Here is a 22,490-nt window from a genome sequence, read left to right on the forward strand (position 1 = left end):
CGCCTGTTCGACCGAATTTCGAGGGGTTTGACCTAACGCGGGGCCGAATGAGTCAAACAGGGGTTGAACGGGCCGTGACTATACTGGGCCGATCAGGAGGGACGTGCAGATGCATCTGGCGATTACAACTGAAGAAGCCGTCGCGATGATTCCCGACGGCGCGCGCGTGATGCTCTCGGGCTTCATGGGCGTCGGAACCCCGGACGGGCTGGTTCGGGCGCTGGCCGCGGCCGGCAAGAAGGACCTGACCATGATCGTCAACGACGCGGCACGCCCGGACACCGGGGTCGGCCCGCTGGTGTCCGCCGGCTGCGTGCGCAAGTTTATCGGCAGCCACATCGGCGTGAACCCGGTGCTGCAGGAGAAGATGCACGCGGGCGAGATCGAGGTCGAGCTGGTGCCGCAGGGCACGCTGGTCGAACGCATCCGCGCCGCGGGCATGGGCCTCGGCGGCGTGCTCACCCCCACCGGGCTCGGCACGCTGGTGGCCGAGGGCAAGCCGACCGTCGAGGTCGAGGGCAAGACCTACCTGCTCGAGCCGCCGCTGCGCGCGGATTTCGCGCTGATCGCGGCACGGAGCTGCGATTACGTGGGCAACCTGACCTACATGCTCTCGGCGACGAACTTCAATCCGATCATGGCGCTGGCGGGCGAGGTGGTGATCGCCGAGCCGGAAGAGATCGTGCCGGTAGGGGTGATCCCCCCGGACGCGGTCAAGACCCCCGGCGTGCTCGTCGACCATGTGATCAAGAGGGCTGCGTGATGAAAGACATCCAGATCATGGATCCGAGGGAGATCATCGCCCGCCGGGTGTCGCTCGAGATCCGGCCGAAAATGCTGGTGAACCTCGGGATTGGCATTCCGACGCTGGTCTCGGACCACCTCGACGAAAGCATGGGCGTGTTCTTCCAGTCCGAGAACGGCGTGGTCGGGCTCGGCCACCGTCCGCCCGAGGGCATGACCGACCGCCACCTCACCGACGCCGGCGGCAGCTTCACCTCCGCCGTGCCCGGCGCCTCGATCATCGACTCGGCGTTTTCGTTCGGGCTGATCCGCGGCGGTCACCTCGACCTGACGGTGCTGGGCGGGCTGCAGGTGGACGCACAGGGGCATTTGGCGAACTGGATGATCCCGGGCGTCTTCGTGCCCGGCATGGGCGGCGCCATGGACCTGGTGACCGGCGCCAGGAAGGTGATCGTGGCGATGATCCACTCGACCAAGGGCAAGTCGAAGATCGTGCAGGAATGCAACCTGCCGGTGACCTCGCAACGGCGGGTCGATCTCATCGTGACCGAGAAGGCGGTGATACAGCCTCGCGACGACGGGCTTCACCTGCTCGAGACCGGTCCGGGGATCAGCGTCGCCGAGGTCGAGGCCGACACCGAGGCGCAGCTCATCATCGAGGGCGACATCCCGGAGATGGACCTCTCCCGCACAACCTGAATAGCCTGTGAATCACGGCGGGGTCGCGACGCGCGGTCGCGCCAACACAGCGCGTGCCGGTCGCCCCGTCAGGTACCCCTGCCCGCACAGGTGAAACCATCTGAAAAACCCGGACAGATGCCCGACGTCCGTCCCCACAGGGCCACGTCCGCCTCTTCATCTTGCCAGAAAAACTCCCGCCAGAGGCGTCCGGACCTCTGCCACACGCACCTGCGCCGGAAAATGGCAAGGCAGGGCGGCCACGAACCGCCCTGCCCCGCAGAGTGCATCCTGCCCGGGATCAGACCCAGGGACGGCTTTGCGCGGCCTCGGCCTCGAAGCTGTCGATGGCGCCGACCTTCTCCATGGTCAGGCCCACGTCATCGAGCCCCTCGAGCAGGCAGTGCTTGCGGAACGGGTCGACCTCGAAGGTGAATTCCTCGCCATCCGAGGTGGTGACCACCTGCCGCTCGAGATCCACGGTCATGCGGGCGTTGGAGCCCTTGTCGGCGTCTTTCATCAGCACGTCGACAACCTCCTGCGGCATCACGATCGGCAGCATGCCGTTCTTGAAGCAGTTGTTGTAGAAGATGTCGGCGAAGGAGGTGGAGATCACCGCCTTGATGCCGAAATCCGCCAGCGCCCACGGCGCGTGCTCGCGCGAGGAGCCGCAGCCGAAGTTGTCGCCGGCCACGATGACCTGCGCGTCCCGGTACTGCGGCTTGTTGAGCACGAAATCGGGGTTCTCGGAACCGTCGTCGAGATAGCGCATCTCGTCGAAGGCATGGACCCCGAGGCCCGAGCGCTTGATCGTCTTCAGGAACTGCTTGGGGATGATCATGTCGGTGTCGATGTTCACCAGCGGCATGGGCGCCGCGATCCCCGTCAGTTTTTCGAACTTTTCCATATGTCTTGTCCTATTGTCAGGACGCCCGTCACCCGGCGGTGCAGGGGCCCGCGTAGGGGGTGCCCTTGACGTCCCATGCCTCCCCGGCCCCGGCGGCGGCAAGAGCCGTCGGCGAGGCGAGACAGGTCATGGGGACGGCAAGGCGCGTCATCAGGCGGTTTCTTTCTCGCTCATCAGTTCGCGCACGTCGGTCAGGTGGCCGGTGATCGCCGCCGCCGCCGCCATCGCGGGCGACATCAGATGGGTACGACCGCCCTTGCCCTGACGTCCCTCGAAGTTGCGGTTCGAGGTGGCCGCGCAGCGTTCGCCCGGAGACAGCTGGTCGGGGTTCATGGCAAGGCACATGGAGCAGCCCGCCATCCGCCATTCGAAACCGGCATCGATGAAGATCTGGGCGAGGCCCTCTTCCTCGGCCTGCGCACGGACGAGGCCCGAGCCGGGCACGACCATGGCACGCATGCCGTCCTTGATCTTCTTGCCCTTCAGGATCTCGGCCGCGGCGCGCAGGTCCTCGATCCGCCCGTTGGTGCAGGAGCCGATGAACACCGTGTCGATCTTGATGTCGGTGAGCTTCTGCCCGGCCTCGAGGCCCATGTACTGAAGCGCGCGCTTGGCCGCCTCGACCTTGCCGCCGGTGAAGTCCTCGGGCGCAGGCACGGTGCTCGAGATCGGCAGCACGTCCTCGGGCGAGGTGCCCCAGGTGACGACCGGCGCGATGTCCTCGCCGCGGATGGTGACGACCTTGTCCCAATGCGCGTCGTCATCGGAGTAGAGCGTCTTCCACCACGCCATCGCGGCCTCGAACTGGGCGCCCTTCGGCGCGTGCGGGCGGCCCTTCACGTATTCGAAGGTTGTCTCGTCCGGCGCGATCAGGCCGGCGCGGGCGCCACCCTCGATGGCCATGTTGCAGACCGTCATCCGGCCTTCCATCGACAGCGACCGGATGGCCTCGCCGCAATACTCGATGACGTAGCCGGTGCCGCCGCCGGTGCCGGTGTGGCCGATGACCGAGAGCGTGATGTCCTTGGCGGTGACGCCCGGACGCAGCTGGCCGGTGATCTCGACCTTCATGTTCTTGGACTTGGACTGGATCAGCGTCTGCGTGGCGAGCACGTGCTCGACCTCGGAGGTGCCGATGCCGTGGGCCAGCGCGCCAAAGGCACCGTGGGTGGCGGTGTGGCTGTCACCGCAGACCACGGTCATGCCGGGCAGCGTCCAGCCCTGTTCGGGGCCGACGATGTGCACGATGCCCTGACGGATATCGCTCACCGGGTAGTAGTTGACGCCGAATTCGCGGGCGTTCTTGTCGAGCGCCTCGACCTGGATGCGGCTTTCCTCGTTCTCGATGCCGTTCTCACGGTCGGTCGTGGTCGGCACGTTGTGGTCGGGCACGGCGATGGTGCGCTGCGGGGCGCGGACCGTGCGACCGGTCATGCGCAGCCCTTCGAAGGCCTGCGGCGAGGTCACCTCGTGCACGAGGTGACGGTCGATGTAGAGCAGGCAGGTGCCGTCTTCGTCCCGCTGGACGACATGGGCGTCCCAGATCTTGTCGTAGAGTGTCTTGCCGGACATGGGTTCCTCTCCGGAATTTGGAATGGTCTTGCAGGCTGGGCGCAGGTCAGATGTCCCGCGCCGGGGCGGGCGTGACAGGCTTATAGCCGCGCGAGCACCGAAAAGGTGGCGCCGTAGAACCGTTCGCGCAAACGCACGCGGTCGCCGAGGTCGAGAACCCGAGTCATGACAGGCGAGATACAGGGTCTCCCCTCTCCGATCAAGGGGAACGACGGCCCCGGCCCGTGACGGCCCCGGCCTCGCGAGCGTGCCCGGGGCTGTCACGGGACTTGCCCGAGCGCCGGCGCGATGCAACTCTTGGGTTCGGAAGGAGGACCGCCACACGATGAACCCGCTTGACGCCACGGGCGACCAGACCCCGTTCGAGGCCCTTCGCGCCATCGCGCTGCAGCTGCTGTCGCAGGGCGAGACCTACGCGGGCATCTTCCTCAGGCCCTGGAACTTCTACCAGGTCGGCATCGCGCTCGCGGTCTTCGTCGTGGCCCATATCCTCGCGCAGCTGGTGACGCCCCACATGCGGGAATGGATGCGCACCCGCGAGGGCTGGCCCGCGTGGCGCCTGCGCATCCTGATCGTGTTGCAGCGCCGGCTGCGGATGATCTTCTTCGTGATCCTGATCTGGCACGTGATCGGCATCATGAAGCAGCTCACATGGCCGTCACGCTCCTACCTGCTGACCATCATCGCCGAGCTCGGCACCGCGTGGCTGTTGATCGCGCTCGCGACCCGGCTGATCCGCAACCCGACGCTGCGGCTGCTGGTGCGCTACTCCGCCTGGGCCTGGGTGACGATCTCGATCCTCGGGCTCGCCGATGAGACGCAGGCCGTGCTCGACGGGCTCGCCATCGAGATCGGCAGCACGCGGCTCTCGATCTGGCTGATGCTGCAGGCCGCGGCGCTGTTGATCGCGCTGGTGGCCGCGGCGCGCTTCCTGGCCGCCGCCGCCGCCGCGAATATCCGTCAGAACGAGAACATGAGCCCCTCGATGCAGGTGCTCTCGGTGAAGTTCCTGCAGGTGGCGCTCTACGGTGCGGCCTTCTTCCTCGCGCTGAAGCTGGTGGGCGTCGACCTGACCGGCCTTGCGGTGCTGTCCGGCGCGATCGGCGTCGGTCTCGGTTTCGGCCTGCAGAAGGTGGTCTCGAACCTCGTGAGCGGCGTGATCATCCTGCTCGACAAGTCGATCAAGCCCGGCGACGTGATCTCGCTTGGCGACACCTTTGGCTGGATCAACGCGCTCGGCGCCCGCTATGTCTCGATCACCACCCGCGACGGCAAGGAATACCTGATCCCGAACGAGGACCTGATCACCGGTCAGGTGGTGAACTGGTCACATTCCAACGAGTTCGTCAGGCTCGACATCTCCTTCGGCACCTCCTACGGCGACGATCCCCATGCCGTGCGCAAGATCGCGGTCGAGGCCGCGCTGGGGGTGGACCGGGTGCTCGCCAACCGCCCGCCGGTCTGTCACATCGTCGGCTTCGGAGACAGCTCTGTGGATTACATCCTGCGGTTCTGGATCCGCGACCCGACGGGCGGGCTCACCAACATCCGCGGCAACGTCTACCTGGCGCTCTGGGACGCGTTCAAGGAAAACGACATCTCGATCCCCTTCCCCCAGCGCGAGGTCCGCGTGCTGAACGAGAGCCTGCCGGTGGCGCGCACTCCGGACTGATCTGTCCGGTCGCTGACGGATCGGCAACGTGCGGCTCGTCGTCTGGGCGTTGGACATCCGGTCGCTCTGCGGTTGCCTCTTCGGCACCCGGCCGCTCGGCGTCGGGCTTTTCAGCGTCAGGCCATTCGCCGTTCTGTTCGGCACAACCGGCTGAGGCGGGCGTTTACCGTTCCGCAAGCCGAGTCGGGCCAAGCTGTTGTCATGAGACAGCGAACCGACGATTGGCGCGATGCCGCCAGCCCCCCTCATGGCAACGCGTCCGGCCTGCATGTGCCGCAGCGAGGCCCCGACCCGGACGCGGCGCTCCCGATTTCCGCACCACTCCGAACGTTGCGGCTGACCGGTCCACCGCCCAGGCACCTCGGCCATTCGCGCGGTCCCCCCCCCCCCTGCAAGCGCTGACGGGGGTCCGGACGGCAAATTCCGCCAATGACGGCGCGTCGCGGCTGACATCCGCGACCGCTGCCACCATAGTGCGCCTCGACCAATTAAGGGAGGCGTCATCATGACGGAAGAGATCGTCATTCTCGGCGGTGCGCGCACCGCCATCGGCACGTTCGGCGGAGCATTGGCCGGCGTGCCGCCCATCGACCTTGCCACCACCGCCGCAAGGGCGGCGCTCGAACGTTCGGGCGTCGAGGGCGCCCAGCTCGGCCACGTGGTCTTCGGCCACATCATCAACACAGAGCCGCGCGACATGTATCTCAGCCGCGTCGCCGCGATGCAGGCCGGCGCCCCCGAGAGCGTGCCCGCGATGAACGTCAACCGGCTCTGCGGCTCGGGCTTGCAGGCCATCGTCTCGGCGGCGCAGTCGCTGATGCTGGGAGATGCCGATTTCGCACTGGCGGGCGGCGCCGAGTGCATGTCGCGCTCGCCCTACATCCTCCAGGACCAGCGCTGGGGCCGCAAGATGGGCGACATCCGCACCGTCGACATGATGCTTGGCGCGCTCAGCTGTCCGTTCGGCACCGGCCACATGGGCGTCACCGCCGAGAACGTGGCCTCCGAGCACGGCATCAGCCGCGAAGCTCAGGATGCCTTCGCCGTCGAGAGCCAGGCCCGCGCCGCCAAGGCCATCGCCGAGGGCCGTTTCCGCGACCAGATCGTCCCGGTCGAAATTGCCTCGCGCAAGGGCAAGATCAGCTTCGACACCGACGAGCACCCCAAGCCGACCACGCCCGAGACCCTCGCGGGGCTGCGCCCGGCGTTCCAGAAGGACGGCAGCGTCACCGCCGGCAACGCCAGCGGCATCAACGACGGCGCCGCGGCGCTGGTGCTGGCCCGCGCCTCGGCCGCCCGTGACGCGGGGCTCACGCCGCGCGCGCGCATCCTCGGCTACGCGCATGCCGGCGTCCGCCCCGAGGTGATGGGCGTCGGCCCGATCCCCGCGGTGAAGGCGCTGCTGGCCCGCACCGGGCTGAGCGCCCCGGACTTCGACGTGATCGAGTCGAACGAGGCCTTCGCCGCGCAGGCACTGGCGGTGAACGCCGAGCTGGGTCTCGACCCGGTGAAGGTGAACCCCAACGGCGGTGCCATCGCGCTTGGCCACCCGGTGGGCGCGACCGGCGCGATCCTCACCGTCAAGGCGCTATACGAACTTGAGCGCATCGGCGGCCGCAAGGCGCTGATCACCATGTGCATCGGCGGCGGCCAGGGCATCGCGCTCGCCATCGAGCGGATCTGATCCCGGGCGCCCTGGCCCGCGAACGCACCACCCGTGCCCCTGACCGGGGCGCGGGGCAGACCCGGCCGCCGTCAGCGCAGCTCGATCGACACCCGCCCCGACTGCCCGGTGGCGTCGATGACCGACAGCGTGGTGAAGCCCCGCCCCCGGATCGGCGCCACCAGCTCGCCCCCGCGCAGCCGCGTGGCCACCACCTCGCCGTCGGCCAGCAGGGTGAAGGGCGCCACCCCGCCACGCAGCTTCAGGGGCACGCCCTCGCCCCCGGCGATCAGCGCCGCCCCGTCGGGCGGAAAGGTCACGGTCAGCGACGGTTCGGACGCACTGTCCCGCCCGAAGCGCTGCAACGGTGCGGGCAGCATGGCGTTGCTCACCAGCAGCGTGTCGGGCGGCGGCGCGGGCAAGGGCTCGGGCGTGACGCGGGCGCGGCCCAGCGCCTCGAAGAGCAAGGGCGCCGCGATGTCGCCGCCGAAGGCCCCCGGCACCGGCGTGCCGTCCGGGCGCCCGATCCAGACACCCGCCACGTAGCGCCCGTCCCAGCCCAGCGCCCAGGCGTCGCGGTGCCCGTAGGACGTGCCGGTCTTGTAGGCCACGCGCCCCGGCGGTCCGGCCTGCGGCGGCGGCGGCAGCCCGGCGAGGATGTGCCCCACCTGCCAGGCGGAGCGGGCGCTCATCAGCCGGGCGGGGGCAGCCTCGGGCGCATCCGCCAGCCAGCGCAGGTCGCGCGCCTCGCCGCCGTTGGCGAGCCCGGCGTAGAGCGTCACCATGTCCCAGAGCGTCAGCCCCACCCCGCCGAGGCTCACCGCCAGCCCCGGCTGGCCGCCCGGCAGCTCAGGGTGCAGCCCCGCCGTCTCGAGCGCGGCCATCAGATGCGCCGGGCCCATTGCCTCGGTCAGCCGCACCACGGGGATGTTGAGCGATAGCTGCAGCGCCCGCGAGACCCGCAGCTCGCCGCGGAACTGACCGTCGAAATTGCGCGGCGCGTAGGTGCCGAACTGCACCGGCGTGTCGGCGATCAGCGTCTCGGGATGCGCCAGCCCGCGGTCGAAGGCGAGCCCGTAGACCAGCGGCTTCAGCGTCGAGCCGGGCGAGCGCAGTGCCCGTGTCATGTCGACGAAACCCTGCCCGCGGGTCTCGGAATAGGCGGGCGAGCCGACGCTGGCGAGCACCTCGCCGTTGCGGTGATCCGCGACGATGAGCGCCATCGACAGGCGCCGGTCGCGCCCGGCCATGTAGTCCGTCGCCAGCCGCTCGAGGCTCTGCTGCAGCCCGCGGTCGATGGTCAGGTCGTGCCGCCCCGGCCCCAGCGCCAGCGCGCGGTCGGCCAGATGCGGCGCGATCAGCGGGAAGTCGTACCGCCCCTCGGGAGAGGGATCGCGCAGGGCGGCGCGCGCGGTGTCGCCGTCGATCACCCCGGCCCGCTGCATCCGCGCCAAGACCCGGTCGCGGGCGTCGCGGGCCGCCTGCGGGTGGCGGTCGGGCCGCCGCGCCTCGGGCGCCTGTGGCAGCGCCACCAGAAGCGCCGCCTCGGCGGGCGTGAGCCGCGAGGGCTCCTTGCCGAACCACGCCAGCGTGGCGGCGCGCAGCCCCTCGAGGTTGCCGCCATAGGGCGCGTGCTCGAGGTAGAGCTGCAGGATCTGCGGCTTCGACAGCCGCCGCTCGAGCGCCAGCGCCAGCCTCACCTGCCGCAGCTTGCCCGACCATGCGCCGGTGGTGCCCTCTTCGAGCAGCCGCGCCACCTGCATGGTCAGCGTCGAGGCCCCCGAGACGATGCGCCCGGCCTGCAGCCCCTGCCACACCGCGCGCGCCGTCGCGATGGCATCGACGCCGGGGTGGTCGGGAAAGCGCCGGTCCTCGTAGGCGATCAGCATGTCGAAGAAGAGCGGGTCCACCTGGTCGAGCGACAGCGCCATGCGCCAGCGCCCGTCGCTCACGGTGTAGGCGCGCAGGAGCTGGCCGTCGCGGTCGCGGATCTCTGTCGAGGTGGCGCGGACCAGCACCGGCAGCTCGGTCCGCTCGATCCAGTCGTCGGCGGCGTCCCGGCCCAGCGCCGCCGCCCAAAGGACGACGACAAGCGCGAAGAGCTTACGCATCCGTCTCCCACAGGCCCGGGTAGGTCGTCACGAAGCCGGTGGGATCGACCACGAGCTGGGTGGCGTAGGCGCTCTGCTCGGCGTGGTAGGAGACGATGTTGCCGCGCTCGCGGATGTAGCTCTGGTCGAGCGGCGACACGGTCGGTCCCGGCAGCCGCAGCCAGGCCGAGCGGGTCGAGAGCCGGCCGACATCGGGCATCCGCCGCAGCGGCATAAGGTTGGTGGCAGGGGTGAAGGCGAAATCCACGTCCTCGCACCCGTCGAGCTGCGGCTGCGGGGCGCCGTTCAGCGACCATGCCCCGCCCTCGCAGACGAGCTTCAGCTTAAGCTCGGTGCCGGCGTGGGTGCCGGTCACGTCGGCGCCCAGCGTGCGCCAGTCGGAACCGATGCGCACCACGTAGTCGAGCGCTGCCCAGCCCGCGCCGTCCCGGAACCGCGCGTGGCCGACCAGCATGTATCCCCCGTTGAGAAGGGCAAGGCGGCACTTGTCCTCTCCGTCCCGGTCGAGCGCGCGCCAGCGGGTCGTTGCGATGATCTCGGTCATTGGATGTCCATGGTCCCAGAGGCGGTGGTGGCGCGGAACTCGGGTCGGTACATGTCCTCGACGAGCGCCGCGGGGTGGTGGAAACGCCCGGGCGAGACCGCCCGCACGATGTAGGCTAGCCGGATCGGCGCGCTGCCCTGCTGGTCGACCGCCGCGAGGAAGCGGTCGCTGCGGAACTCGGCGTGCCGGGTCTCGGCCGGTTCGAGCCAGTCGAGCCCACGGATGTCGCCGGCGCGGATCAGGTTCGGGTTGTCGATCTCGTAACCTGCGGGCAGCGGGTCGTCGACCATCAGCCGCGCGCCGCCGTCCCCGGCCGGGCGCACGGTCAGCACCGCGACCATGCGGTCACCCTGTGCGACGGGGCCGGTCATCGGCGTGCCGTCCATGGCGAAATACTCGCGCGTCAGGGCATAGCCGTAGCCGCCCGCCTCGGTTGCCCCCTCGGGCACGCCGAGCGCGGTCACTGTCATCGGCACCGGGCCGGCGCCGGTGTTGGCGATCGCCGTGGGGTCGAGCGCGTCGCCCGCGATCCGCCGCACGAAGGGGCCCGCCACGGGGGTTCCGTCCACCGCGATGCCCGAGGCAGCGGGGTCCTGCACCAGCGCATGTGCCGCGAGCAGCGCCCAGCTCTGTTCCTGCGTCGAGAGCGGCCGGTCGGCGCTTGCGATGCGGGTCACCAGTGCCTCGCGGTCGACCGCCTGCGAGCGCGCCTCGACCGCAAGCGACAGCACCCCCGCCGCATCGCGCAAAGGCGTGCCGTAGTCGGCGCGCCAGAGCTGTGCCTCGTTCTGCTGCCCCGCGAGCCGGGCGGCAGCCTTGGCGAAGAGCCGGTCGGCGCGGGTCTGGTCGCCGTAGCTTGCCAGCGCCGCCCCGAGCTGCGCCTGCGCCAGCGGCGTCGCCAGCGCGTCGGCGCGTTCGTCGGCGTAGTAGCGCAGGTCGCCGATGGCCGCCTGCCCCGCCCGCGCCAGCACCATGAGCGCATAGGCGATGTCCTCACCTCCATTGTCGAAATCCGGCGCGTAGGCGATGCGGTTCTTGAGGTTGGCCAGCGCCGAAGCGAGCGGCTGGGCCGGCACCTCGATCCCCGCGGTATCGGCCCGGAGCAGGAAGTCGGTGACATAGGCGTCGAGCCAGAAGTCGCCGGAGTCTGCGCTCCAGAGCCCGAAGGCACCGTTCGCGGCCTGCCGGGTCAGCACCCGGGCGATGGCCTGCTTCACCCGCAGACGCGAGCGTTCGGCCCCGCCCAGCCCCAGTGGCTCGGCGATGGAGGACAGGTAGAGCAGCGGCAGCGCCTGCGAGGTCACCTGTTCGGTGCAGCCGTAGGGGTAGCGGTCGAGCGAGGCGAGCAGCCCCGGCGCGTCGAACCGTGCCAGCGGCCCGGCCGAGACGATGACCTCGGCGCTGTCGGGCCGCAGCCCGGCCAGCGCCTGCCCGTCGAGCGTGAAGGTCTGGCCCGGGTCGAGCGTGAAGCGCCTTGTGATGCCGACAGACGGATCGTTGGCGCGCACCCCGACCGTCAGCAGCTTGGTCAGCGTCTTGCCGCCGGGCGCGGTGAGCGTCACGCGGATCTGGTGATCGCCTGGCGCGGCGGCGGTGAGCGGCAGCGACAGGCGCTGCGTGGCACCCTGCTCGAGCTCGATCGCGGCAGGTCCGGTCGGCACGTAGACGCCCTCGGCCGTCACCTTGAGCGGCATGGACCCCGTGGGCCCGCTGGCGTGGGTAAACTCGAGCAGCAGCCGGGTCTCGTCGCCGGGCGCGAGGAAGCGCGGCAGCGAGGCGGTCACCACGACCGGGTCGCGCACCAGCACCTCGGCCTCGGCCTCGCCAACGGCACCCTCGCTCCAGGCGATGGCCATGAGCCGCACGGTGCCGTTGAATTCGGGCATGTCGAAGCGCACCTCGGCGCGGCCGTCCGGACCCACCGTCACCGGCCCCGAGAAGAACGCGACCAGCTTCTCGGTTGGCGGCGGCGACTGCAACCGCAGCGATGCATCAGCATCGCCGCCCGAGCGCAGCGTCCCCATGGCCCCGGTCATGCCGTCGATGAGCCGGCCATAGATGTCGCGGATCTCGACCCCCAGCCGGCGCTGCCCGAAGTAATGCCCCGAGGGGTCGGGGCTGTCGAAGCCGGTGAGGTTGAGGATGCCCACGTCGACGGCGGCCAGCGTCACATGGGCGGTATCGCCCTCGGCCACGCCCGCCACGGTCACGGCGGCGGTCAGCGGGCCGCGCGGGTCGCTCTGGCGCGGCGCCTCGATGGCGACGTCGAGCGAACGTGCGCCGGGCTCGATCCCGGCATGTGCGAGGCCGAGGCTGCGCGCCGGGTTCTGCCCCGCCGCCACGTCCATGGGCCGGATCACCTGCGCGGTGACATAGGCGCCGGCGCCCCACTCCTCGGTGACGGGCAGGTCGATGACCGTCTCGCCCTTGGGCACCTCGACCGCCTTCATCGCGATCACCCGATCCGAGAGCACGGTCACCAGCGCCTTGCCCGCGTAGCGCGGCACGATGCGCAGCTTCGCGGTGTCGCCGGGGCGATAGTCCGGCCGGTCGAGCGAGAGCTCCAGCGTGTCGGGCGTGGCCACCGCGTCGGCAGGGGCGTACCAGCCAGCCTCAAAGCCCACCGAGCTTGCCACGTAGGTGCCGCCCGTGCGCTCGACCACCAGCTCGTATTCGCCCCAATCGACGTCCGCCGTCACCCTCAGCGGCTCGGCGCCCAGCGCGGCGCTGCCCGAGGCCACGGTCTCGCGCGTGGTGACCGGCTCCCAGTCCCAGTTGCCGTAGAGCTGGTACCACTGGTAGCGCGTGGTCACGCGGTTCACCCGCCATTCGACCTGCATCGGCACCGGCGCAAGGTCAGGGCCCACCGCCTGCAGCAGGAACGCCGCCTCGGTGCCCTCGGGGAGCGTACCGTCGAACTCGGGCCGGATGCCGATCATCGGGCCCGCCGGTGCCACCGCGCGGGTGACGGAGCGCTCGACCGGACGCCCGGAGCCCTCGGCCACGCGCAGCGTGAGCCGCGCCTCCTGCGGCTGGCCCTCGGTCCCCGCATCCGGGTCGGGCAGCGGCAGGGTGAGCTGCGCCTTGCCGTCGGCATCGGTGCGCAGGTCTGCGGCGAAGGCGCGGGTCTGCGGGTTGGCCTCGCCGTCATGGCGCCCGAAACTGTAGCCGGGCAGCGTCTCGAGCGTGCGGCGCGGGATCAGCGTGAGCTCGCCCTCGATGGGCAGGTCGGCCCCCGGCGCACCGAAGAGGTAGCGCGCCTCGAGATCCAGCAGCGGCGGCGCATCGCGACGGATCGGCGCATCGGGGAGTGTCAGGGTCACGTCGATGCGCTCGGGGACGAAATCTTCGACCAGCACGGTCTGCGTGGCCAGCGGCTCGGCCTTGGGGTCGGCGTAGAGCGCCAGCCGCCACGTGCCGCGCGGCACCGAGGCCACCAGCGGCAGGTCGAAGACATGGCCACCCGCGACGCCCTCACCCGAGGTGACGCGCAGATGCTCGACCCCGTCCGGGCGCGAGAGCACGGCGGTCACCGGCACGCCTTCGACCGCCTGCACCGCGGCATCGCGCAGGAGTGCCGTGGCGTGGATCGTCTCGCCGGCGCGGTAGGCACCGCGGTCGGTGGCGAGGAAGGCATCCAGCGGCCCGCCCGGTGCGCGCCCCTCGACACCGCGGTCCGAAAGATCGAAGGCGGGATCGGTCAGCGACAGGAAGGCGATGTCCTCGTCGCCGCGCGCGGCGGTGACCAGCGCGGGCTCGGCGCCGCCGGTGCCGCGGGTCAGCCCCGCCTCGAACCGCGCCACGCCCTCGGCATCGGTGGTGACCACCGCCAGCGGGCGGTTGGAGCGCGACAGCAGCGTGACCTCGAGCCCCTCGAGCGGCGCCGCGTCCGAGAGCGCCCGGGCAAACACGGTCAGCCCGTCGCTGCCGGCAAGGGTCGTGAGCCCGATGTCCGACAGAACGAACCACTGTGTGCCGCCCGGATCGTCGTATGGGTCGGCGTCGGGCACCCGCGCGGTGAGCGCGTAGATCCCGGCGGGCAGGTCACCCACCACCTCGCCCATCGGCAGGCGCGTCGTCACGTCGGCGTTGAGACGGTTCTCCACCTCGGCGCTGCCGGTCCAGATTTCCTCGGCCAGCTCCTCGCCGAAGCGGCGATCCTCCCAGCCGCTGAGCGGGCGTCCGAAATAGCTGTCCTGAATGGCGCGGATGAGGTTGCGGTCCGAGACCCGGCGCAGGGTCAGGTCGATCTCGGGCAGGTTCACCGTCTCGACCGGCAGCCCGGCATCGGCGGAACGCGGCAGCACATAGGCGCGGCCGGGGAAACGCACCGCGGGGGCGCGGTCGCGGACATAGGCGCTGATCGCCACGTCGCGGGCCAGCTCCTCGCCCTCGGCCGAGGGCAGCCCGGCGCGGAAGGTGAGCTCGTAGGTCTCGCCATGCGACAGACCGGTGACGCAGATCCGCTGCTCGTCGGCAACGACCGCAAGGCGCGGATCCGGCAGCCGGACGTAGGGCGCGTAATCCTGTCCGGCGCGAACCAGCGGTTCGGAGAACTCGGCACAGATGCGCGGCGCGGCGCTGTCGGCCTCGACCACGTGGTCGGTGATGCGGAAGCCGTATTGCGCGATGGCCCGGTCCAGCGCCTGCGCAATGTCCTCGCGCGGGCCGAGACGCTCGGCCAGCCGCAGCGCCGGCACCATCAGGCGGCCGCGCCCCTCGGCCTCGAGCCCCTGTGACAGGAGCAGCAGCGCGCTCGCCCGCTGCGGCGCGGGATCGGCGCGCAGGTAGCCGTTGATCGCCGCCAGCACCGCGCGGCGCTGCAGCTCGTCGCGATCCCGGGCGCTGTCAGCGGCAAGGCGCAGCTCCAGCGCGCCATAGTCGAGCCAGTGCGCCGCCGCGTCGCTTTGGGCCGTCGCCGCGCCGGCCCATTGCAGCGCGTCGCGCAGCTCGCCCCGCGCCTCGGCATTGCGCGCGGCCTCGAGCAGCGCATCCACCGGCCACTGCCCCCCGGCGTGGCGCAGCCCCAGGGCCTGCGCCTCGTCCCGCGCGGCGACAAGGTCGCGCTGGTCGAGGAAGCCGAGGTCCTGCGCCCGGGTCGCGGCCGCCGCCACGACGCCCGGGTCGGCCGCCACCACCTCGGCCGAGACCGCGCCCTCGTAGGGGGTGCGCTCGGTGACCCCGGATTTCGGGAAGCAGGCGTTGGAGCGGCTGTTGAAGGTGAAGGCGCCGCAGGACGGGTCGTTCAGGCAGAGCGACTGGCAGGCCTCGAGCGTGGTGTCGAACAGGGGTTGCAGGTCACCGCCGTAGAAATCCATGTCGCGGCTGGCGACGATCCGGCGCTCGGGCACCGCCTCCTGTGCCATGAGGGACGTGGCGATACCCACACCTGCGACGACGGCGGCGATCAAACGACGCATTCTGCTAACTCCTCATGACAACTGCCCTATCGTGCCCGCCGGGCCTCGCCAAGGCAACGATTCCCGCGGTCGCGCTTAAGACGATCTTCACCAAGACCGCCTCATTCTGCCCCCAGTCAAGGAGGCTTCGGGGACATGAGTCTGACGGCACGGCTGGCCGAGGAGCGCCGCGCGCGGCTGGCGGCGGAGCGTCTGCTGGAACTCAAGCAGGCCGAGCTTTTTGCCGCCAACCGGAAGCTCAACAAGCATGCCCGCGCGCTGAGCAACGAGATCCACTCGACCCGCGCCGAGATCAGCGAGGTGCGGACCGAGAACCGGCGCGTGAAATCCGAGCTCGGCGAGGCGCACGAGAAGATCGAGATGGTCGAGGGCCAGCTCTGGAAGGCCCTGCAATCCATGCGCGACGGCTTCGCGACCTTCAGCGCCGAGCGGATGATGGAGCTTGCCAACCCCGCCTATCTCGCCCCGTTCGAGGGGCTCGACACCATCGGGCCGGGTGCCAGCTACCGCCACGTGCTCGAGATGATGGTCGAGGAAGGCATCGTCGACCTGCAGGGCGAGCCGCGCCGGTCCTGGCACGAGCGCATGACCGCGCGCTGGGACATGGACCCGATCCCCTCCGAAACGTTGCGGCTCTGGACCGGGCAGTTCATCAAGATGCAGGACCGGCACCTGCCCGACGGCGGCGTGGTGTCGCTCTGCGTCGACATCACCGAGCTCATGCGCATGTGGTCCGCCCTAGAAGAGCTGCCCGACGGCTTCGTCATCTACGACGCCGAGGACCGGATGCTGATGTGCAACGAGCCCTACCGCGCGATCTACAAGGCCAGCGCCCCCGCCATCGTGCCAGGCGCCTCCTTCGAGGACATCCTGCGCTACGGGCTCGAACGCGGCCAGTACGCCGCCGCCGTCGGGCGCGAGGAAGACTGGCTCGAGGAACGGCTCTCGGCCCATCGCCACGCCAGCCACGAGATGGAGCAGCAGCTGGGCGACGGCCGCTGGCTGCGCATCTACGAGCGCCCGCTCCGCGACGGCGGCCGCGTCGGGCTGCGCATCGACATCACCGGCGTCAAGGACACCCAGCGCGAGCTCGAGGAGGCCAGGATCCGGGCCGAGACCGCGAGCCGGGCGAAATCCTCCTTCCTCGCCAACATGAGCCACGAGATCCGCACCCCGATGAACGGCGTCGTGGGCATGGCCGAGCTTCTGCGCGAATCCCCCCTCACCGACGAGCAGCGGCTCTACGTGGACACCATCCGCGGCTCGGGCGAGGCGCTTCTGGTGATCATCAACGACATCCTGGACTACTCGAAGATCGAGGCCGACAAGCTCAAGCTCAGCGCCGAGAGCTTCGATCTCGAACGCGCCGTGCACGAGGTGCTGCTGCTGCTCCAGCCCACCGCGCGGGAGAAGGGGCTCGAGATGCTGGCGGAATACGACATGTTCCTGCCGCAGCGGGTGGTCGGCGACCCCGGGCGGGTACGGCAGATCCTCACCAACCTCGTGGGCAACGCGGTGAAGTTCACCAACGAGGGGCACGTGCTGGTGCGGGTGCTGGGACTGCGGCACGCCCATGGCGCGCTCGACGTGCGCATCACCGTCGAGGACACCGGGGTCGGGGTGCCCGCCGACAAGATCGAGCACATCTTCGGCGAGTTCAACCAGGCCGAGGACGACCGCAACCGCCCCTTCGAGGGCACCGGGCTCGGCCTCGCGATCACCAAGCGCCTGGTCGAGATGATGGAGGGCGAGATCTGGGTGGAATCCGGGCCCGGTCAGGGCTCATGCTTCGGGCTGCGCATCCCGCTCGCCGTCGCCGCCCCCTCCGGGGAGAGTTGCGCCACCCTGCCGGAGGGGCTCGAAACCGTGCTGGTAGTCGAGGACCACGCGCTCAACAGCGCCATCCTCGCCCGCCAGCTCGAGACGCTGGGGCTCGTGGTCGCCACCTGCAAGACCGCCGAGGAGGCGCTCGACCGCATGGCCGAGCCGCCCGACCTGGTGATCGCCGAGCAGGAGCTGCCCGACATGAGCGGGCTCGAACTGACGCGGCAACTGGCGCTGATGCAGCCGGGCCTGCCGGTGATCCTGCTGACCCCCGAGCCCGCCGGCCTCGCGGTGGCGGGGCGCGAGGCCGGGGCGCGGGCGGTGCTGCAAAAGCCGGCGCAGCGCAGCGCCCTGCTCGCGGCGCTGGAGACTGCGCTCGAACCGCCGCAGTCCGGCGCCGGGTCCGAGGTGCAGCGCCCGGTGCCGGCCTTCCGCCACCGCCCCGTCACCGGCGCGAGCCCGCGGCCCCACCCGGCCGAGCGTCCGGTCGCAAGGCCGGCCCCGCGACCGCTCGATGTGCTGCTCGCCGAGGACAACCGCACCAATCAACTGGTGTTTCGCAAGATGGTGCAGAAGCTCGGCCAGCCGCTGCGCCTGCGCTTCGCCGACAACGGCATCGAGGCGGTGCGCGCCTACCGGGAACAGCGGCCGGACCTGATCTTCATGGACATCTCCATGCCCCACATGGACGGCAGGGAAGCCACGCGCGAGATCCGCGCGCTCGAGGCCGGCGGCCCGCGGGTCCCCATCATAGCGGTCACCGCCCATGCCATGACCGGCGACCGCGAGGGCGTGATCGAGGCCGGGCTCGACGACTACCTGACCAAGCCGCTGCGCAAGGCCGAGCTTGCGGCACTGCTCGACAAGTGGACGAGCGCCGTGGCTCAGGCGCCGTAGGGGCGGGTGAAGACCGGCTGGTCGGGCTTGGACAGCGCCTCGTTGAAGGCATAGCCGCCGCTGTCGAAATCCCGCAGCGCGTCCGGATCGGTGAGGCGGCGTTGCACGATGTAGCGGGCCATCGCACCGCGCGCCTTCTTGGCGTAGAAGCTCACGATCTTGGGCGCGCCGTCCTTGTCCTCCATGAACTGCGGGGTGATCACCCGCAGCTTCAGCGCCTTGCGGTCGACGGCGCCGAAATACTCCTGGCTCGCGCAGTTCACCAGCACCTCGGTGCCGCGCGCCTCGGCATCGGCGTTCAGCGCCTTGGCGATGCTGTCGCCCCACCAGGCGTAGAGATCCTTGCCGCGCCGGGTCTTCAGCTTCGAGCCCATCTCGAGCCGGTACTGCTGAATGCCGTCGAGCGGTCGCAGCACGCCGTAGAGTCCCGACAGGATGCGCAGGTGATCCTGCGCCCAGGCCATCTCGTCCGCGTCGAGCGAGGCCGCCTCGAGCCCCTGGTAGGTGTCGCCAGCAAAGCCCAACGCCGCGGGGCGCAGCACCGCGTCCTCAGGCTCGGCCGAAAAGTCGCGGAAGCGGTCGCGGTTGAGCTTGGCGAGATCGTCCGACAGCCCCATCAGCCCCTTCAGATCGCCCAGCGTCAGGTTGCGCGCGGTCTTCGCCAGCCGCACTGCCTCGTCCGCGAAGCACGGCTCGGTCATCGCCACGTCGCGCTCGGCCCAGTCCAGCCGCTTGGCCGGAGACACCACCACAAGCATCGTCTCTCTCCTGTCCGGGCCGGTCCCGGATCGTCTACATCTGGGTTTCGGAATATCTTGACGCCGGTCTAGTCCACCCGCCCCAGAACGTCCAGAAATGCCGTCCCGAAACGCTCGAACCGGCGCTCGCCGAGCAGCCGCTCGAGCTCCTGCGGGCGGTCCGCCGGGCATTGCGCCACCTTGGCAAGCAGCGAGGCCGAGCAGGACAGCGGCTTTTCGGTTCCGTCGACGCCCCGTGCCAGATCCGCCTGCACCGCCATCAGCGTGTCATAGACCTCGCCCGCGCCGCGCGCCGCGAGCTTCACGCGGGACGGGTGCATCTCTTCGACCGCGCCGGTGATGACCTCGAGGAACTCGGCGCCGTAACGTTCGAGCTTCTTGGCCCCCACGCCGTTGATCCGACCCATGTCGTCGAGGCTCTGCGGCCGCCGCTCGGCCATCTCGATCAGGGTGCGGTCGGGGAAGATCATGTAGGGCGGCAGCTGCGCCTCGCGCGCCAGCGCCGTGCGCTTGGCCTTGAGCGCGGACATCAGCGGCGCGTCTTCCTCGGACACCAGCGTCTTGACCTGCGGGCGGCGATCGGCGGCACGGTCGATGACGTCGCGGCGCAGGGTGATCGGCTCTTCGCCGCGCAGGATCGGCAACGCCGCGTCGGTCATCACCAGCGCGCCGTGGCGCTCGGGATCGGGGCGGACGAGATCGTGGCCCATCATCTGCCGGAACACCGCCTGCCACTGCCCGCGCTTGAGGTCGCGGCCGACGCCGAAGGTCGGCAGCTGGTCGTGGTTGCGCTGGCGCACCTTGTCGGTCTCGTTGCCGGTCAGGATGTCGATCAGGTGCCCGGCGCCGAAGTTCTCGCCGGTGCGCAGCGCGGCCGAGAGCGCCTTGCGCACCGCCTCGGTGCCGTCGAAGAGCTCGGGCGGCGTGTCGCAGAGATCGCAGTTGCCGCAAGGCCCGGACTCCTCGCCGAAGTAGCGCAGCAGCTGCTGGCGCCGGCAGCCCTGCGCCTCGGCGAGGCCCAGAAGCGCGTTGAGGCGGCCATGGTCGGCGGCGCGGCGCTCGGGCGGGGCCATGCCCTCGTCAATCTGCGAGCGGCGCAGGCGGATGTCGTCGGGACCGTAGAGCGTCATGGTCTCGGCCGGGGCACCGTCGCGGCCGGCACGGCCGATCTCCTGGTAATAGGCCTCGATGCTCTTGGGCAGGTCGGCATGGGCAACCCAGCGGATGTCGGGCTTGTCGACGCCCATGCCGAAGGCGACGGTAGCGCAGACGATGAGCCCGTCTTCCTTGGCGAAGCGCTCCTCGACGCCGCGACGGGCCTCGGCCTCCATGCCGCCGTGGTAGAAGCAGGTCGGGTGCCCCTCGTCGGCAAGTGCACGCGCCAGCCCCTCGGTCTTGGCGCGGGTGCCGCAGTAGACGATGCCCGAACGGCCCCGGCGGGCAGCGGCGAAGCGCAGGATCTGCGCGCGCGGGCTATCCTTGGGCGCGAAGGCCAAGTGGATGTTGGGCCGGTCGAAACCGCGCAGGAAGGTCTGCGGCTGCACCCCGTCGAAAAGACGCTGAACGATCTCGCCCTGAGTCTCCTGATCGGCGGTTGCGGTGAAGGCGGCGACGGGCACGCCCAGCGCGCGGCGCAGCTCGCCGATGCGCAGGTAGTCGGGGCGGAAGTCATGGCCCCACTGGCTGACGCAATGCGCCTCGTCCACCGCGATGAGCCCGACACCGGCCTCGGCCAGCATCCGCTGCGCCCCGCCCGAGGCGAGCCGCTCCGGTGCGAGGTAGAGCAGCTTGAGAGAGCCCTGCGAGAGCATGTCCCAGACGGCGTCGGTCTCTTCCTGCGTGTTGCCCGAGGTCAGGGCGCCCGCGGCAACCCCCGCCTCGCGCAGCCCGCGCACCTGGTCCCGCATCAGCGCGATGAGCGGCGAGATCACCACCGTCACGCCGCCGCGCATCAGCGCCGGAAGCTGGTAACAGAGCGACTTGCCGCCGCCGGTGGGCATGATGGCCAGCACGTTCTCGCCACGCGCGACGGCGTCGACGATCTCGCCCTGACCCGGGCGGAAGGCATCGAAGCCGAAAACCTCTTTCAGCAGCGCCTCTCCAGGCGCGTTGTCGCGGGGCATGGATGTGGACCTGCCGAATTTTAACTAGATCTGCTCTAGTCCGTACAGTCTCATACTAAGATTTGATGAACAAGTGCGGGGCACGCGGAAATATCGGGCTTTGCGCAAGGTCCGGCGCATTCGATCCGGCGCGGTCTGCTAGCATGCCCCCGGCAACTGCACCGCGATGAGGAGAGCTCACTTGCCCAGATACCTGATTTCCTTCGACGATGGCGCGATGGACCACATCCCGCCCGAGGATCTGCCCGTGGCCGGCGAGGCCGCGCGCACGGTGGCCCGCGATGCCAGGGCGGAGGGCGCCTGGATCTTCGGCGGCGGCCTTTTGCGTCAGCAGGCGGCGATCGTGGGCACCGACGGGTCGGTCACGCACGGCCCCCAGCCCGGGACCAAGGCCGTGCTCGGCGGCTTCTCGATTCTCGAGCTGGCCACGCGGGACGAGGCGCTGCACTGGGCGGGCCGCTTCGCCGCGGCCTGCCGCTGCGCACAGGACGTGCGCGAGATCATGTACGACCCGGAATTCTGACGGCGCGGGCCGCAGGGCCCCGCCAACAGAGGATCAGCCGAAGAAGATTGTCGGCAGGATGTAGTCGCGCAGCGAGATGATGATGATGAACACCGCCAGCGGCGCGAGATCCAGCGGACGCGTGTCCGGCAGGATGTTGCGGATCGGTCGGTAGATCGGCTCGAGCAGGCGGTTCAGCCCCTCCCAGATCTGGCCGACGATGGGCTGGCGCAGGTTCAGGATATTGAAATTGATCAGCCAGCTCATGATGATGTGGACGATCATGATGAAGAAGATCACGTCTAGGATCAGCTTCAGCGGTCCGTAGATTGCCATCATGTGCCGGTATTCCCTTTCTATAACCGCGCCTACAGGTAGGCATCTCCGGCCGCCTGCACAAGAGTGCCGTGAGGTCGTGGTTGACGCCGCGGTGCGGCGCGTCACTGTCGAGCGCAAAAAGGAGGCCGCATGTATCCCTTCATCCGCATGGCCAAGGAGATCTGGAAGTACCGCAACGCGCCGAAGCTCGGGCTGGGAGAGATCCATGTCTCGCACCACCGTTGCTGGCCGTGGGACATCGACCTCTGGAAGGAGCTCAACAACGGCCGCACCCTGACGCTCTACGATCTCGGGCGGATCCCGCTGGCGCAGCGTTCGGGGCTGATTCCGCTCTTGCGGCGCGAGCGCTGGGGCCTGACCATGGCGGGCGCCTGCGTGCGTTACCGGCGGCGGATCCGGACCTTCGAGCGGGTCGAGATGCGCTCGCGGCTGATCGGCTGGGATCACCGCTTCATGTATCTCGAGCAGACCATGTGGAAGGAGAACGGCGACTGCGCCAACCACGCGGTGTACCGCGGCGCCGTCACCGACCGAAACGGGATCGTGCCGACAGAGCGGGTGATGACCGGGTTGGGCTATGACGCGGTCTCGCCCGAACTGCCCGAATGGGTGACGCTCTGGCTTCAGGCCGAGGACGCCCGGCCCTGGCCGCCGCAGATGTGACCCCCCGACCGCGGCGCGCTTTTGCGCTTGCCCCAACGTCGCCCCGTCTGTTCTATCGCGCCCGACAGAGGGG

16 protein-coding genes are annotated in these 22,490 nt (G+C 70.0%); 7 read left to right on the forward strand and 9 right to left on the reverse strand.

The window, feature by feature from the left end; genetic code table 11:
• Positions 1-109: 109 nt before the first annotated feature.
• On the forward strand, positions 110-763 hold the full coding sequence (locus tag BLQ77_RS22655; protein ID WP_008885812.1) for a CoA transferase subunit A: 654 nt from the start codon (positions 110-112) through the stop codon (positions 761-763).
• Positions 763-1,443: a 3-oxoacid CoA-transferase subunit B gene (locus BLQ77_RS22660; protein WP_083791766.1), complete on the forward strand. Its 681-nt coding sequence runs from the start codon at positions 763-765 to the stop codon at positions 1,441-1,443. The genes BLQ77_RS22655 and BLQ77_RS22660 overlap by 1 nt, the downstream gene beginning before the upstream one ends.
• 280 nt (positions 1,444-1,723) lie before the next feature.
• Here BLQ77_RS22660 and leuD read toward each other — a convergent pair whose 3' ends face one another.
• Genes leuD through leuC form a run of 3 tightly spaced genes read right to left on the reverse strand, consistent with a single transcriptional unit; the run spans position 1,724 to position 3,901 of the window.
• Positions 1,724-2,329 (reverse strand): 3-isopropylmalate dehydratase small subunit, encoded by a 606-nt coding sequence (leuD, locus tag BLQ77_RS22665; RefSeq protein ID WP_089963036.1) that lies wholly within the window; start codon positions 2,327-2,329, stop codon positions 1,724-1,726.
• 28 nt (positions 2,330-2,357) lie between these two features.
• The gene (locus BLQ77_RS29720) at positions 2,358-2,480 is read right to left on the reverse strand and encodes a hypothetical protein (RefSeq protein ID WP_008884646.1); all 123 of its coding nucleotides are present in this window, start codon (positions 2,478-2,480) and stop codon (positions 2,358-2,360) included.
• Positions 2,480-3,901 carry a 3-isopropylmalate dehydratase large subunit gene (leuC, locus tag BLQ77_RS22670; protein WP_089963038.1) on the reverse strand — a complete coding sequence of 474 codons (1,422 nt, stop codon included), beginning with the start codon at positions 3,899-3,901 and terminating at the stop codon, positions 2,480-2,482. Before leuC ends, BLQ77_RS29720 begins: the two co-directional genes overlap by 1 nt.
• A 325-nt stretch (positions 3,902-4,226) precedes the next feature.
• Between leuC and BLQ77_RS22675 the strand changes: the two genes are divergently transcribed.
• Complete coding sequence (locus BLQ77_RS22675) at positions 4,227-5,573, forward strand: mechanosensitive ion channel family protein (RefSeq protein WP_008884344.1); 1,347 nt, start codon at positions 4,227-4,229, stop codon at positions 5,571-5,573.
• Between the two features lie 505 nt (positions 5,574-6,078).
• Positions 6,079-7,257, forward strand: a complete 1,179-nt coding sequence (locus tag BLQ77_RS22680) for an acetyl-CoA C-acyltransferase family protein (protein ID WP_089963040.1) — start codon at positions 6,079-6,081, stop codon at positions 7,255-7,257.
• 71 nt (positions 7,258-7,328) lie between these two features.
• Here BLQ77_RS22680 and pbpC read toward each other — a convergent pair whose 3' ends face one another.
• Genes pbpC through BLQ77_RS22695 form a run of 3 tightly spaced genes read right to left on the reverse strand, consistent with a single transcriptional unit; the run spans position 7,329 to position 15,311 of the window.
• Complete coding sequence (gene pbpC, locus BLQ77_RS22685; RefSeq protein ID WP_089963042.1) at positions 7,329-9,347, reverse strand: penicillin-binding protein 1C; 2,019 nt, start codon at positions 9,345-9,347, stop codon at positions 7,329-7,331.
• Positions 9,340-9,891: a putative glycolipid-binding domain-containing protein gene (locus tag BLQ77_RS22690; protein ID WP_008886098.1), complete on the reverse strand. Its 552-nt coding sequence runs from the start codon at positions 9,889-9,891 to the stop codon at positions 9,340-9,342. The genes pbpC and BLQ77_RS22690 overlap by 8 nt, the downstream gene beginning before the upstream one ends.
• Positions 9,888-15,311: an alpha-2-macroglobulin family protein gene (locus BLQ77_RS22695; protein ID WP_089963043.1), complete on the reverse strand. Its 5,424-nt coding sequence runs from the start codon at positions 15,309-15,311 to the stop codon at positions 9,888-9,890. Before BLQ77_RS22695 ends, BLQ77_RS22690 begins: the two co-directional genes overlap by 4 nt.
• A 135-nt stretch (positions 15,312-15,446) precedes the next feature.
• Here BLQ77_RS22695 and BLQ77_RS22700 point away from each other — a divergent pair, with 135 nt between their 5' ends.
• Positions 15,447-18,032 carry a hybrid sensor histidine kinase/response regulator gene (locus BLQ77_RS22700; RefSeq protein ID WP_089963045.1) on the forward strand — a complete coding sequence of 862 codons (2,586 nt, stop codon included), beginning with the start codon at positions 15,447-15,449 and terminating at the stop codon, positions 18,030-18,032.
• Here the strand turns inward: BLQ77_RS22700 and yaaA are convergent.
• Positions 18,020-18,790 (reverse strand): peroxide stress protein YaaA, encoded by a 771-nt coding sequence (yaaA, locus tag BLQ77_RS22705; RefSeq protein ID WP_008884358.1) that lies wholly within the window; start codon positions 18,788-18,790, stop codon positions 18,020-18,022. The two genes, BLQ77_RS22700 and yaaA, sit on opposite strands and share 13 nt — an antisense overlap.
• 68 nt (positions 18,791-18,858) lie before the next feature.
• Positions 18,859-20,913, reverse strand: coding sequence for a DNA helicase RecQ (recQ, locus tag BLQ77_RS22710; RefSeq protein WP_008884143.1), 2,055 nt, complete (start codon positions 20,911-20,913; stop codon positions 18,859-18,861).
• A gap of 181 nt (positions 20,914-21,094) precedes the next feature.
• Here recQ and BLQ77_RS22715 point away from each other — a divergent pair, with 181 nt between their 5' ends.
• Entirely contained in the window at positions 21,095-21,436 is a 342-nt protein-coding gene (locus tag BLQ77_RS22715; protein ID WP_089963046.1) for a YciI family protein, read from the forward strand.
• Between the two features lie 33 nt (positions 21,437-21,469).
• Here BLQ77_RS22715 and BLQ77_RS22720 read toward each other — a convergent pair whose 3' ends face one another.
• The gene (locus BLQ77_RS22720; protein WP_008884312.1) at positions 21,470-21,754 is read right to left on the reverse strand and encodes a YggT family protein; all 285 of its coding nucleotides are present in this window, start codon (positions 21,752-21,754) and stop codon (positions 21,470-21,472) included.
• Between the two features lie 129 nt (positions 21,755-21,883).
• Between BLQ77_RS22720 and BLQ77_RS22725 the strand changes: the two genes are divergently transcribed.
• Complete coding sequence (locus BLQ77_RS22725; RefSeq protein WP_008885027.1) at positions 21,884-22,417, forward strand: acyl-CoA thioesterase; 534 nt, start codon at positions 21,884-21,886, stop codon at positions 22,415-22,417.
• Positions 22,418-22,490: the final 73 nt, after the last annotated feature.

Source organism: Salipiger thiooxidans (assembly GCF_900102075.1).
In the GTDB taxonomy this organism is placed as follows: Bacteria; Pseudomonadota; Alphaproteobacteria; order Rhodobacterales; family Rhodobacteraceae; genus Salipiger; species Salipiger thiooxidans.